This is a genomic window from uncultured Salinicola sp., assembly GCF_937921195.1.
Taxonomy (GTDB): Bacteria; Pseudomonadota; Gammaproteobacteria; order Pseudomonadales; family Halomonadaceae; genus Salinicola.
On the sequence record NZ_CALFQK010000013.1, the window covers coordinates 1 to 13,473 of the forward strand.

Annotated in this window: 12 protein-coding genes; 4 read left to right on the plus strand and 8 right to left on the minus strand. The window is 65.8% G+C overall.

The annotated features are described in order from the left end of the window. The 5 genes from Q0602_RS00845 to Q0602_RS00865 form a co-directional block, all read right to left on the minus strand. A partial coding sequence (locus Q0602_RS00845) for an isopentenyl transferase family protein (protein WP_298837520.1) occupies positions 1 to 287 on the minus strand: 287 nt, incomplete at its 3' end. A 33-nt stretch (positions 288 to 320) separates the two neighbouring features. After that, the gene (gene mutL, locus Q0602_RS00850) at positions 321 to 2,303 is read right to left on the minus strand and encodes a DNA mismatch repair endonuclease MutL (protein ID WP_298837522.1); all 1,983 of its coding nucleotides are present in this window, start codon (positions 2,301 to 2,303) and stop codon (positions 321 to 323) included. A 37-nt stretch (positions 2,304 to 2,340) separates the two neighbouring features. Then, on the minus strand, positions 2,341 to 3,756 hold the full coding sequence (locus tag Q0602_RS00855; protein WP_298837630.1) for an N-acetylmuramoyl-L-alanine amidase: 1,416 nt from the start codon (positions 3,754 to 3,756) through the stop codon (positions 2,341 to 2,343). 215 nt (positions 3,757 to 3,971) lie between these two features. Next, a complete protein-coding gene (tsaE, locus tag Q0602_RS00860) occupies positions 3,972 to 4,451 on the minus strand; it encodes a tRNA (adenosine(37)-N6)-threonylcarbamoyltransferase complex ATPase subunit type 1 TsaE (RefSeq protein ID WP_298837524.1) in 480 nt (159 codons plus the stop codon). After that, positions 4,435 to 5,976 (minus strand): NAD(P)H-hydrate dehydratase, encoded by a 1,542-nt coding sequence (locus tag Q0602_RS00865; protein WP_298837527.1) that lies wholly within the window; start codon positions 5,974 to 5,976, stop codon positions 4,435 to 4,437. Before Q0602_RS00865 ends, tsaE begins: the two co-directional genes overlap by 17 nt. Positions 5,977 to 6,125: 149 nt before the next feature. Between Q0602_RS00865 and queG the strand changes: the two genes are divergently transcribed. Continuing rightward, complete coding sequence (gene queG, locus Q0602_RS00870) at positions 6,126 to 7,217, plus strand: tRNA epoxyqueuosine(34) reductase QueG (RefSeq protein ID WP_298837530.1); 1,092 nt, start codon at positions 6,126 to 6,128, stop codon at positions 7,215 to 7,217. A 35-nt stretch (positions 7,218 to 7,252) separates the two neighbouring features. On the opposite strand, the gene orn is transcribed toward queG, so the two are convergent. Beyond that, a complete protein-coding gene (gene orn, locus Q0602_RS00875) occupies positions 7,253 to 7,822 on the minus strand; it encodes an oligoribonuclease (RefSeq protein ID WP_298837533.1) in 570 nt (189 codons plus the stop codon). A 170-nt stretch (positions 7,823 to 7,992) separates the two neighbouring features. On the opposite strand from orn, the gene rsgA reads away from it, so the two are divergent. Further along, on the plus strand, positions 7,993 to 9,036 hold the full coding sequence (gene rsgA / locus Q0602_RS00880; RefSeq protein ID WP_298837537.1) for a small ribosomal subunit biogenesis GTPase RsgA: 1,044 nt from the start codon (positions 7,993 to 7,995) through the stop codon (positions 9,034 to 9,036). Between the two features lie 427 nt (positions 9,037 to 9,463). Here rsgA and Q0602_RS00885 read toward each other — a convergent pair whose 3' ends face one another. After that, positions 9,464 to 10,780 carry an NCS2 family permease gene (locus Q0602_RS00885; RefSeq protein ID WP_298837635.1) on the minus strand — a complete coding sequence of 439 codons (1,317 nt, stop codon included), beginning with the start codon at positions 10,778 to 10,780 and terminating at the stop codon, positions 9,464 to 9,466. Positions 10,781 to 11,036: 256 nt separating this feature from the next. Here Q0602_RS00885 and Q0602_RS00890 point away from each other — a divergent pair, with 256 nt between their 5' ends. Together Q0602_RS00890 and asd are read left to right on the plus strand one after the other, a co-directional pair. Next, positions 11,037 to 11,867 carry a sulfurtransferase gene (locus tag Q0602_RS00890; RefSeq protein ID WP_298837540.1) on the plus strand — a complete coding sequence of 277 codons (831 nt, stop codon included), beginning with the start codon at positions 11,037 to 11,039 and terminating at the stop codon, positions 11,865 to 11,867. A 102-nt stretch (positions 11,868 to 11,969) separates the two neighbouring features. Then, the gene (gene asd, locus Q0602_RS00895; RefSeq protein ID WP_298837638.1) at positions 11,970 to 12,818 is read left to right on the plus strand and encodes an archaetidylserine decarboxylase; all 849 of its coding nucleotides are present in this window, start codon (positions 11,970 to 11,972) and stop codon (positions 12,816 to 12,818) included. Between the two features lie 18 nt (positions 12,819 to 12,836). On the opposite strand, the gene Q0602_RS00900 is transcribed toward asd, so the two are convergent. Continuing rightward, complete coding sequence (locus Q0602_RS00900; protein ID WP_298837542.1) at positions 12,837 to 13,436, minus strand: TetR/AcrR family transcriptional regulator; 600 nt, start codon at positions 13,434 to 13,436, stop codon at positions 12,837 to 12,839. Positions 13,437 to 13,473: the final 37 nt, after the last annotated feature.

A 13,473-nucleotide genomic window follows, 5' to 3' on the forward strand; every position in this document is an offset into this window, starting at 1 on the left:
AGACGAAAGTCTGCGGCGGTATAGACCTCGGCCGGATCGCGAATGTCGATCAGACGATGCGGCGCCGCTGCCAGTTCTTCCCGGGACGGCTTGGCCGTGCCGATATCCATGCCGCGATAGACCATCGCCGAGTCGACACTGATCAGTTCCGCGTCGAAGCGCCGATGCAGCGCAATCGCGCTGTCGGTCTTGCCGGCGGCCGTCGGTCCGAGCAACAGGATCGCCAGCGGACGATCATCCCGCCTCGAGCCACCGTGCTCTCTCGGACCAGAAGATTCGTCGTGCATGCGACCATCGTTTTCGTTCACAGACATCCTCGTTCACTGGCCGCGAAGGAACAGCTTGTCGAGCTGCGCCATCGACATTTCGGTCCAGGTGGGGCGCCCGTGATTGCACTGCCCGCTACGCTCGGTACGTTCCATGTCGCGCAGCAGCGCATTCATCTCGGGCAGCGTCAGCAGGCGATTGGCGCGCACGCTGCCGTGGCAGGCCATGGTGCTGAGCAACTCGTTGATGCGGGTCTCGAGACGATCGGAACGGCCAAACTTCTCGAGATCGCCGAGCATGTCCCGCACCAGCGGCTCGATGTCCGCGTCGGCCAGCAGCGCCGGAACCTGGCGAATCAGCAGCGTCTCCGGGCCGGCCGCATCGAGCACGACCCCCAGCCGGGCGAACGCCTCGCGCTCCTGATCCGCCACTTCGGCCTCACCCGCACTGACCGCCATGGAGACCGGCACCAGCAGCGGCTGGGCATCGAGTGCGCCCGAATGAATCTGCTGCTTCATGCGCTCGTAGACGATGCGCTCGTGGGCGGCATGCATGTCGACGATCACCATCCCGCGCTCGGTCTGCGACAGGATGTACACGCCATGCAGCTGCGCCACCGCGTACCCCAGCGGCGGGGCCTGGGTGTCGTCCGTGGCCGGAAGGGTCGTCACCGCCGCCGGGGGGCGCTCCTGCTGGGCAACACTGGCCGCCTCGCCGCCGGGCGCGCCACCATCCGCTTCCCGCGGCGTGAGAAGCGTCGACTCATGATCCGGGTGCAGCGCGTGATAACCGGCCATGAATTCGCGAATGCGTTGCGTGCCGGGCCGATTCTGCCCGGCCTGCCCGCCCGGTGAGTGCTGCCCGGCCAGCGTCATCCGCTGTTGCTGCCAGTTCGGAGCCTCGCCCCCGGCCGGCGGGTACGTCGGATTGTCCGGCCGTGACGAGATCGATGCGGCAGCGCCCTCGCCGGCCGGTTCATGCGCGCCCTCTGCGCCGCCTTCCACCATGGCGTCGTTGGGCTTCACCGATGCCAGCGCCCGATGCAGGCTCGAGAACAGGAAATCGTGGACCAGACGGCCGTCGCGGAAGCGCACCTCATGCTTGGTCGGGTGCACATTGACGTCCACCACCCGTGGATCGAGCTCCAGGTAGAGCACGAATACCGGATGCCGGCCGTGAAACATCACGTCGCGATAGGCCTGACGAATGGCATGGGCGACCAGGCGGTCCCGGACGATGCGCCCGTTGACGAAGAAGTACTGCTGATCGGCCTGGGCCCGCGAATGGGTCGGCTGCCCCACCCAGCCCCACAATCGCAGCCCCGTGGCCTCCAGATCGACGTGCAGCGCCTCGTCCAGAAAGCGCCGGCTCAGCAAGTTACCGATCCGGCGCTCGCGCCCGGCCTGATCCGATGCCACACCGGGCAACTGATGAACGACCTTCTGATTGTGCCGCAGCACCCAGGTGATGTCGAAACGGGACAGGGCCAGCCGGCGGAACGCCTCCTCGACGTGACCGAACTCGGTCTTTTCGGTGCGCAGGAACTTGCGTCGCGCAGGCGTATTGAAGAACAGGTCACGCACCAGCACCGAGGTGCCCCGCGGGTGTGGTGCGGGCGTGACACGGGGCTCCATCTGGCGCCCCTCGGCCACCACGCGCCAGCCGCCGGCAGGATCGTCGGCGGCGTTGGAAATCAGCTCCAGCCGCGAGACCGAGCTGATCGACGCCAGCGCCTCGCCGCGGAATCCCAGGCTGGAGACATCCTCGAGATCATCGAGCGAGGCGATCTTGCTCGTCGCATGCCGGGAGAGCGCAAGCGGCAGATCCTCCTCGCCGATGCCGATGCCATCGTCGCGCACCCGGATCAGCCGGGAACCGCCCGCCTCGAGTTCGACCTCGATACGCTGGCTGCCGGCATCGATGGCGTTCTCGACGATCTCCTTGACCACCGACGCCGGACGCTCGACCACCTCCCCCGCGGCGATCTGGTTGGCCAGCCTGGGGTCGAGTATGCGGATGCGTGATGACTCGCTCACCGACGGTCTCCTGCTGCTGCCGCATGGATTGTCATCGTCATCCTCCTGGAATGGTCAACACCTGCCCGACCCGCAGAATATCGCTATCCAGCCCATTGGCCTGCTTCAGCGCCTTCATGCTGATGTTGTGGTTCGCCGCCACCTGGGACAACGAATCGCCTCGCTGGACGCGGTATTCGTTGCTGGCGCCGCCACGCCCCTGATCGCGCTGCCACGCCAGCAGGCTCGAGGGCGGCGGATGCTGGCGGAAGTGGGCCACGATCCCCTCGTAGATCGCCTGGGCCAGCTTGGCCTGATGCGCGGACGACTTGAGCTGGGCCTCTTCGCGCGGGTTCGAGATGAACCCGGTTTCCACCAGCAGCGACGGAATGTCAGGTGACTTCAGCACCACGAAGCCGGCCTGCTCGACGCTCGACTTGTGCAACTTGTTGATCCGCCCGAGCTGGTCGATCACCTGCCCACCGGTCGCCAGCGAGTCGTTCATCGTCGCGGTCATGGTCAGGTCGAGCAGCACGCCGCGCAACACCTCGTCCTTGTCGTCCAGACTCAGGCTGCCGTCGACACCGCCGATCAGGTCGGACTGGTTCTCGCTCGCTGCCAGCCACCGTGCGGTCTCCGACGTCGCCCCCCCTTGAGACAGCGCGTAGACCGAGCTGCCGGATGGCTGGCTGCTGCGCACCGCATCGGCATGCACCGATACGAAGAAATCGGCTTTCTGCTGGCGCGCGATCAGGGTGCGCTGGCGCAGGCCGATATAGTAGTCGCCGTCTCGGGTCAGGAACGCCTTGAATCCCGGCGTCTGGTCGAAGCGCTGCTTGACCTTGCGCGCGATATCCAGCACCACATCCTTCTCGCGGGTGCCGTGGGGGCCGATCGCGCCCGGGTCCTCGCCGCCATGACCCGGATCGACGGCGACGATGATGTCACGCTTGGGATGTGGCTGGGCCTCGACGGCGGACGCCACCGCCTCGGCCTGCTCCGGATTGCCCTCGACAACGGCCTCCTTCTGCGCCCGCTGCGCGGCGATCTCCTGATCCCGGATCATCGCCTCGATGGGATCGATGGGATCCTTGACCGCGCTGGCGCCGGGATAGTCGAGATCGACCACCAGACGATCGCTGTACTGCTCGTTAGGCGGCAGCGTGAAACTCTTGGGTGCCACGGCCCGATTGACGTCGAGCACGACACGCAGCCCACCGCTCTCGCGCACGCCGGTGCGCACCTTGGAGATGGCGCTGTCGTCAAGGTCCAGCTTGTCGACATCGAAATCCAGGTCGGTGCTGTCCAGATCGATCACCACCCGGTCGGGGCTGTCCAGCGTGAAGACGTTGGCGTTGACCGGTCCCGACATGTCGAACACCAGCCGGACGTGATCCGGCGCCGACCACAGGCGCATGTTGTGGACCTCCACCGCCTGCGCCTGCGCGGCCATGCCCAGGCAGCAGAGAGACATCAGCGCCGCGACCGTTGCCCGCCCATGCCTCGCCAGACGGCCCATCCGGCGACCAGTGAGACGGCTCACGGCCGCCCCGACCAACCCGGCCGAAGTGACCAGCGAGCAGATCAGCGCCAGCAGCAGCCGTAGCAAATGCCCGCCCCCACCGGAGACGGGTGACGGGGCATCGCGACGAGCGCTCGTGACCGCGGCCGACATCTCTCGAACGTCTTTCAGCATTCATCTTCCTTGTGACTCAAGCTCGCCGGCATTCTTGCCAGGGCGGCTCGTCCCTGTTGACTGTAAGCAGTTCCCGCCACCCGCCGGCCATCGGATACCAGTTGCAGATGAATCTCCAGATCCGGGACCGGCAACCAACCCGCGCCGCGGCTCGGCCACTCGATCAGGCACAGCGCGTCGCTGCCCAGCATGTCGCGAGCGCCCATGAACTCCAGCTCTTCGGGATCGCCGAGGCGGTAGAGGTCGAAATGAAAGATCCGGGCCGACGCGGTCTCGTAGGGCTCGACGAGCGTGTAGGTCGGACTCTTGACCGCCCCGTCATGGCCATAGGCCCGCAGTATGCCACGCGCCAGCGTGGTCTTGCCGGCGCCAAGGTCGCCGATCAGGTGCACCTGGCCGCGACCGGCCAGGGCCTGGCCCAGCATTTCACCAAAGGCCACCTGGGCGGCTTCGTCGTTAAGCGTGATCGGCATGACTCGAGACAGGTCGGGGGTTGGCCAAAGTTCGCGCATAGGATGCCAGATCAGTCGCCAGCAGACCACGCTCGCCGGCATCCAGCGCTGCCGCATCCGCCGCCAGGGCATGGAGCAGCACGCCGATCCTCGCAGCCTCTCCGAGCGAGGCGAGCTGGCCGGACAGCCCGGCGATGATACCGGTCAGCGCATCGCCCATCCCGCCGCTGGCCATGCCGGGATTGCCGAACGGGCAGAGCGTGAGCCGATCGCCGTCGTAGACCAGCGTACCGGCCCCCTTGAGCACGACCGTGCCGCCCCAGCGTCGTTGCAGGGCGATCACGGCATCGCGCCGATCCCGCTCCACTTCGGCGGTGGAAATTCCCAGCAGCCTCCCGGCCTCCCCGGGATGCGGCGTCAGCACCCAGTCGTCGCGGTGGACACCGCTCTCCTCGCGAGCCAGCAGGTTGAGCGCATCGGCGTCGACCACGCAGGGCTTGCCGGCGTCGAGCACGCTGCGCAGCGCCGCCTGTCCCCAGGCACCGTTACCGATGCCCGGGCCGATGGCCACCGTGTCGGCGGACTCGATCATCGCCTCCAGATCCGGCGCGCCACGCACGCCTCGCGCCATGATCTCGGGGAACCGGGTCAGGCTGGCGGAGACGTGCGCGGCGTCGGTGGCCAGACTGACCTTGCCGGCACCGACGCGCGCCACCATCTCGCTGGTCATCAGCGCCGCTCCACCCATGCCCGGGGCGCCGGCCACGACCAGCACATGGCCGTAAATCCCCTTGTGGCTGCCGGGCTTCCGCGGTGGCAGGGCCCGGGCCAGATCCTGACGCGTCTGCAGCCAGGCGACCGGCGCGATGTCGCCATGCGACCGTGGATCGACGCCCAGCGGGGCATATATCACATCGCCGACCACGTCGAGGGCCGCACCGGTATGCAGACCCAGCTTGTCGCCAACGAACGTGACCGTCAGCGTCGCCGCCACCGCTTCCGTCTCGACATGACCGGTATCGACATCGACGCCCGACGGCACATCCAGCGCCATGACCGGGCAGCCACTGGCGTTAACCTCCGAAATCGCCGCGGCATAGGGGGGACGCGGCGCACCGTGGGCCCCGGTCCCCAGCATCGCGTCGACCATCAACTCCCCATCCAGCGTCAGTTCGTCATTCCACGCAACCGGCACGACCCCCGCTTCCGCCGCCAGCTCGGCCGCTCGCCGCGCATCGCCCGCGAGCTCGGCCACCGGCTTCAGCGCCACCAGTTCGACCGCCACACCATCGGCGGCAGCCAGCGCGGCGACCATATAGCCATCGCCCCCATTGTTACCTCCGCCGCACAGCACGCAGATACGACGGATGCCAGGCCACCGGGCACACAACGCCTCGTAGGCCGACTCTCCGGCGCGGCGCATCAAGGCAAAGCCGTCACCCTCGGCATCGATGGTGCGGCGGTCCAGTTCACGGACCTGATCGGCCAAATACAGCGGATGCCAGTGAGAGGAGAGCGGCCGCTGCGAGGAGGAAGAAGTAGACATCGTGACTCCTGTGGTCTTGAGACGGCTCGGGGCATCGAACATGGCCCGCCCCGCCGTTCGGCCGGATAATGAGGTGACTCGATAATGAGTTGGTTAGTGGTGTAGGGTAGCGCACCCGACACCCCCATCCCTGCATGCGTCCCTGCGGTATGTCACAACGATCCAGCGTCGATTTCAACGACCTCGCCTCACGTGTCAAACAGTGGGGTCGAGAGCTCGGTTTCCAGGCGATCGGTATCACGGATACCGATCTGCAGACCCATGAGCGCTACCTGCAGCGCTGGCTGGCGGCCGGGCACCACGGCGAGATGCACTACATGGCCAGGCACGGGAGCAAGCGCACGCGACCGCAGCAACTCGTGCCCGGTACGCTGCGTGTAATCAGCGCCCGCATGGATTACCTGCCGCCCGAGGTCGAGACCACCAGGACACTGGGACAGCCGCACAAGGCGTATGTTTCACGCTACGCTCTGGGCCGCGACTATCACAAGCTGATCCGCAAGCGACTGGACCAGCTGGCGCGCAAGATCGAGAACGAAGTCGGCCAGATCGGCTATCGCGCCTTCGTCGACTCCGCCCCGGTGATGGAGCGCGCCCTGGCCCAGAAGGCCGGACTGGGCTGGTTCGGCAAGAACGCCATGCTGCTCGATCCGCAGGCCGGCTCGCTGTTCTTCCTCGGCGAGCTCTATACCGACCTGCCGCTACCGGTGGACCCGCCCTTCGAGCGCGAACACTGCGGCTCCTGCAGCAGTTGCCAGACCGCCTGCCCGACCGATGCCATCATCGACGACAAGGTGATCGATGCCCGGCGCTGCATCTCCTACCTGACCATCGAGCTTCACGGCAACATTCCGCTCGAGTTTCGCCGGGCCATGGGCAACCGGGTCTACGGCTGCGACGACTGCCAACTGTTCTGCCCTTTCACCCGCTTCACTCGCGCCAGCGCAGAGCCGGACTTCGCGCCGCGCCATGAGCTGGACCGCGCCGAACTGATCGACCTGTTCGCCTGGGGCGAGAGCGAATTTCTCAAGCGCACCGAAGGCAGCCCGATCCGGCGCATCGGCTACGAGCGCTGGCTGCGCAACCTGGCGATCGGCCTGGGCAATGCGCCCTGGAGCGAGCGCGTCGAACATGCCCTGCGAGCCCGCCTGGCGTATCCCTCCGACCTGGTTCGCGAGCACGTGCGCTGGGCGCTCGAGGAGCAGCGGATCAAGCGTGAAGCGCGCATCGCCAGCGCCTGAGGCGTGGCCGCGAAGGACCGGCGCCCCGTCGGCGATCAGTCCGGAAGCTTCAGGAAGGTTTCGCGGTAGTGCCTGAGCTCCGCCAGCGACTCGCGAATGTCGTCCAGTGCCTGATGGGTGTTCTGCTTGGTGAAGCCGTTGGCCGCCGCCGGATTCCAGCGCTTGGCCAGCTCCTTCAGCGTCGAGACGTCCAGGTTGCGATAGTGGAAGAAGTTGTTGAGCGCCGGCATCTCGCGCTCCATGAAGCGCCGGTCCTGGTGGACGCTGTTGCCGCAGACCGGAGAGGTGCCGGGCAGGACATAGGTGGCCAGGAACTCGAGCGTGCGCCGCTCCGCTTCCGAGGTGTCGATGGTGCTCTCGCGCACCCGTCGAACCAGTCCGGATTCACCATGCGTCTTCTGGTTCCATTCGTCCATCCCGTCGAGCAGGGCATCCGGCTGATGCACCGCCAGTACCGGGCCTTCGGCGATCAGATTGAGTTCACCGTCGGTGATCAAGGTCGCCACTTCGATGATTCGCTCCCGATCCGGGTCGAGGCCGGTCATTTCCAGGTCTATCCAGACCAGAAGATCGCTGCGGGCGCCAGCGGCGGATGGTTCAGACATGAACAACTCCAGGGTCGGTGTCCCCGGTCACACGGACGCGGGCGGACACGGCAGGTCGGTAACGGCTACAATGCCGCCATTCTACCCCCGTGACACGAGGAAGGGGCAAACGCCAGAGGTGAGCTTCACTCCCCTCTTGAGCCTCAGACAACCGCGAGCCGACACCCATCATGAGCCGCCGAAAACTGACCCGCCAGCAGCGCTGGCGGGTCGAGAAGATCCAGGCCGAGCGTGCCGAGCGCGCCTCGAAGAAGGACGAGCGCGACAGCGAGCGCCTCGACGCCGGCGAATACGGCGCCGAGCGCCCGGGCCGGGTCGCCGCCCATTTCGGCCGCTCGCTGGAGGTCGAATCCGTCGAGGGCGACCAGGTTCGACTGCACCGCTGCCATCTGCGCGCCAATCTCGAAGGCCTGGTGACCGGCGATCAGGTGATCTGGCGCCAGGCCAACGACGACAGCGGCGTGGTGGTCGCCCGCGGCGAGCGTCACAGCGTGCTCGAACGCCCCGATGCCCACGGTCAACTGCGCCCGGTGGCCGCCAATATCGACCAGATCCTGATCGTGGTGGCGGTCGAACCGGAACCGCACCCCAATCTGATCGACCGCTACCTGGTCGCCGCCGAGAGCACCGGGATTCCTCCCGTGCTGGTGCTCAACAAGAGCGACCTGCTGCCAGCCGAGGGCGGGCCGTTGCGCGCGACGCTGGCCCGCTACCGTGAGCTGGGGTACCCACTGATCGAAGCCTCGGCGCGCGGCGAGCAGGGGCTGGAAGGGTTATGGGCGCAACTGGCGGCTCGAACCTCCGTCTTCGTTGGCCAGAGCGGGGTCGGCAAATCCTCGTTGATCGACCGGCTGCTTCCCGACGAGACCCTGCGGATCGGGGCGCTGTCGACGGACACCCGCAAGGGCAAACACACCACCACCACGGCCCGCCTCTACCCGCTGCCGCTGGAAACCACGGTCGATGGAGAGCGTCGCGGCGATCTGATCGACTCGCCCGGCATCCGCGAATTCGGGCTATGGCATCTCGACGAGCACGAGCTGGCCGAAGGTTTCATCGAGTTCCGCCCCTATCTCGGCCGCTGCCGCTTCCGCGACTGCCGCCACCGCCAGGAGCCCGGCTGCGCCCTGCTCGACGCCGTCGAGCGCGGCGGGATCCATCCCCTGCGCTTCGCCAGCTTCCAGCGCATCAGAGACGACATCACGAACTCCTGATTCTCAAAATACGATCGCCGCGTCCTGAGACGCGGCGATATCTGATCATCCATAAATGCCTGAGCTGACTCATTCAAACAGTACCAGGTCACCACTGACGAAGCCGCTACCGTCCTCCTGCACGTTACTCTTGAGGGGCAAGCCCCTCAAACTCCCCTTTTTGACGCCACAGAACGGCGGACTCCGAACGCTAGAGCGCCTGCGCTCGGGTCGGCGCGAAAGGGCATCCTGCCCAACGCGCCTCTCGCGTCATCCATGACGCGAGACCCGGCTCGACGCTCTGCGTTCAGCGCCGTTCTGGAAGGCGTCCAGGGTGCGAGACTTCGAGCAAATCAACCTGACCAACAACAAACCAACTTGGCTCGGGAGTGCCCATGCCGCGTTAACGAAGGCTGATTAAGCAAAAGCAGCCTGGATCAGCCCTGGATCAGCCCTCGAACAACATCAGAATGGACAGGAAGAACAGTACCCACATCGCCGGGCGCACTTCCTTTGCCTTGCCGACGCCGACCTTGACCACCACGAACGTCAGGAAGCCGAACACCACGCCGTGGGTGATCGAGTAGGTCAGCGGGATCAGCATCATCGCCACGAAGGCCGGGATCGCGTCGTCGTACTGCTGCCAGTCGATGGTGCGGATCGGCGAGAGCATGAAGACGCCCACCATGATCAGGGCCGGCGCGGTGGCGATGGCCGGCACCAGCGCCAGCAGCGGCGACAGGAACAGGAACGGCAGGAACAGCAGGCCGGCGACCACGGCGACCAGGCCCGACCGACCGCCCTGACTGATCCCGGCCGCGGACTCGACATAGGCGTTGGCCGGGCTGGTGCCCAGCGGTGCGGAGATCAACGCCGAGAAGGCGTCCACCATCATCGAACGGCGAATGTTGCGCGGCTCGCCGTCCTCGTCGAGCAGGTTGCCCGCCTGGCACACGCCGATGAAGGTCGACATCGCGTCGAAGAAGGTGGTGAACAGGATCACGAAGATGAACGGCCAGTAGGCCACCGCCAGCGCACCGACGAAGTCGACCTGCCACAGCGCCCCGAAATCCGGCCAGGCAAAGATGCCCTGGAAGTTGACCAGCGTCGGCGCCCCGGTGGGCGACATGGCACTGGCATCGCCCCACAGCCGGCCGATGGGAATGGCGAGTATCGTGGTGACGACGATCCCCAGGATCAGCGCGCCCTGGACGCGACGAGCGACCAGTACGGCGGTGATGCCCAACCCGATCAGGAACGTCACCAGCGTCGGCGTCATCTTGCCCAGACCGACGACCGTCGCCGGATTGGAGACCAGCATCCCGGCATTGACCAGGCCGATGACGGTGATGAACAGGCCGATGCCACAGGCGATGGCATGACGCAGCGTCGCCGGAATGGCGTCGACCACGTAGCGGCGCACGTTGAACAGCGCCAGGATCCCGAACAGCACGCCGGACCAGAACACGCAGCCCAGCGCGGTCTGCCACTCGATGCCCGCCCCCAGCACCATGGTGTAAGTGAACAGCGCGTTGATCCCCATACCCGGCGCGACCAGGATCGGGTTGCGCGCGTAGAGCCCCATCATCACGCTGCCGAAGAAGCTGATCAGCACCGTCGCCGTCAGGGCGCCGGCAAACGGCACGCCGGCACTGGAGAGGATCGAAGGATTGACCACGATGATGTACATCGCCGCCAGGAAGGTCGCGACACCCGCCAGCACTTCGGTCTTCACCGTCGTTTCCAGCGAGCGCAGAGAGAACATTTTTTCGAGCACGCAGCAATCTCCTGGCCATGATGATTGTTATTGATGACGCGAACCGGTCGCGTCCGTGAATTTTGTATACGAAGTTGATTTCAATAAAAAGGTCTGGGCGAAACTTCTTGTAAAAAAGCCGAGAGGCCAAGCCGAGCGGCGCGCAGTATAACGAATCCGGTCGATGGCGCCACCCGCTACCTAGTGCCGGGTGCATGTGCCATCATCACGGGGATCGCCAACATAACCACGCCAGGAGTCGCCCATGAGCTCGGAAATCCCCCAGCTGCCGCTGATTCTGGAGCCGGCCACGCTAGCCCACCACCTCGATGACCCGAATCTGCTGATCATCGACGTACCGCTCAAGGCAGAGAGTTACGACTCGGGTCACGTGCCTGGGGCTATCTTCCTCGAGTCCCGGCGTCTGCTGGCCGGCAGCGGCGACGTACCCAACGATGTGCCCTCAGAAGCCGATCTGAGTGCACTGTTCTCCGAACTCGGACTGACCCCGGAGACCCACGTCGTCGCCTATGACGATGAGGGCGGCGGCTGGGCGGGTCGCCTGCTGTGGACGCTGGAGCTGATCGGGCATCGCCGCTACTCCTATCTCAATGGCGGCATCCATGCCTGGCGGGCCGAAGGCCAGCCGGTCTCCACGACGCCGGATTCGCCGACCCCCAGCGAGTACGAAGCGGCCTACCTCAATCCCCAGGTCCAGATCCGGCGCGAGGAGTTGCTGGAGCGCCTTGGCGACCCGGCGCTCGCCATCTGGGACGCCCGCTCCATGGATGAGTATCGCGGCCTCAAGGGCGACAACCGCAAGCTCGGGCATATTCCCGGGGCGGTCAATCTGGACTGGCTGGAGGTGATGGACAAGGATCACGACCTGCGTCTGCGCGACTACGCCGAGCTCGTCACCGAACTGGAGGCACGCGGCCTGACCCAGGACAAGGAGATCGTCACACACTGCCAGACCCACCACCGCAGCGGTCTGACCTGGCTTGCCGCCAAGGCACTCGGCTACGACAACGTCCGCGCCTACCCCGGCTCCTGGAAGGAGTGGGGCAACCGCGACGATACCCCCGTCGAGAAATAGTACTAGTCGCTCGTAGCTCGTAGCTCAGTCTATTGCGCGGACCGAGGACTCTCGCTACCTTGTCCGCCTTCCGTCAGTCCCTCTTCTTTCACCGGGGTCGTTATCGTGGATCGCCAGGAACTCTTCGCCAGAATTCAGTACCCGCTGCCTCAGCATGCGATCTCGCGACTGATCGGCCAAATCGCCGATAGTCGGATCCCTTGGGTCAAGGACCTGTTCATCCGGCGCTTCATCCAGACCTACGGCGTCGACATGAGCCAGGCCTTGCAGCCGGATCCTGGCGCCTATGCCTGCTTCAACGATTTCTTCACCCGCGCGCTCAAACCCGAGGCCCGCCCCATCGGCGAAGGCCTGGTGTCTCCCGCCGATGGCGTGCTGTCACGCTACGGTCGTATCGAACACGGCACCCTGATCCAGGCCAAGGGCCAGACCTACTCGCTCGGCGCCCTGCTGGGCGGCGACGTCTCGCGCGCGGCGCCGTTTCGCCAGGGCAGCTTCGCCACGGTCTATCTATCGCCCAAGGATTATCACCGGGTACATATGCCGATGACCGGCACACTGCGTGAGATGACCTACGTACCCGGACGGCTGTTCTCGGTCAACAGCGCCACCGCCAACCATGTTCCGGGGCTGTTCGCGCGCAACGAGCGACTGGTCTGTCTCTTCGATACCGAGCACGGGCCGCTGGCCATGGTGCTGGTCGGCGCGATGATCGTGGCCGCCATCGAAACCACCTGGGCCGGTCAGGTCACGCCGCTGAGCGGGCGCATCCAGACGACCCGCTTCGACGAGCCGATCGTGATCGAGAAAGGCCAGGAGATGGGCCGCTTCAAGCTCGGCTCCACGGTGGTGATGTGCCTGGGGAGAGAGACCGCCTTTGGCAACTTCGATCCCGAAGGCAGCCCGATCAGCATGGGGCAGACGATGGGCGCCCTGCCAGGGACAGCCTGAACCGACTGGCGCCGGCTATCAGTCGAGCCGGCCCCGCACATAGGGCCCCAGCGCCCGATCGATGACCGCTTCGACGAAATCCTGGTCGATCTCGCAAAAGGAGACCGACAGCCGGTAGTAGACCGCGCCGTAGATCAGATCCATGCTCAGGTCCGGATCGATCTCCGGGCTGAGCTCGCCTCGCTCGACGGCACCGACGATGGCTTGCCGGCCCATCTGGCGACGCGGTCCGATCCAACGCTCGACGAAGGCACGGCTCAGTACGGGGTCGGATTGGGCGGCGCCCAGCAGATACTGCAGCAAGCGGCCATGAGGGCCGTTGAGAACCTCGGCCAGCGCCAGCACGCTGCGCCGGAAACTGGCAACGACGGGCAGTTCGTCATCGTAGGCGATGCTCGGCCCTACCGCTTCCAGAAAGGCATCCATGACGATGGCAACCGCATTTGGCCAACGTCGGTAGATGGTCGACTTGGCCACACCCGAGACGCTGACTATCCGCTCGACGGTGGCATGGTGAATTCCTCCCTCCAGCGCCAGTTCCAAGGCTGTTCGCATCACCTCGGCAGAAGCCGTGGCGCTGCGTGGCCGACCTGGGCGTGCAGGAGAAACGACGGGCATGGAAGACATCCTTGTCAAAAACAGCTCCTGAAAGATA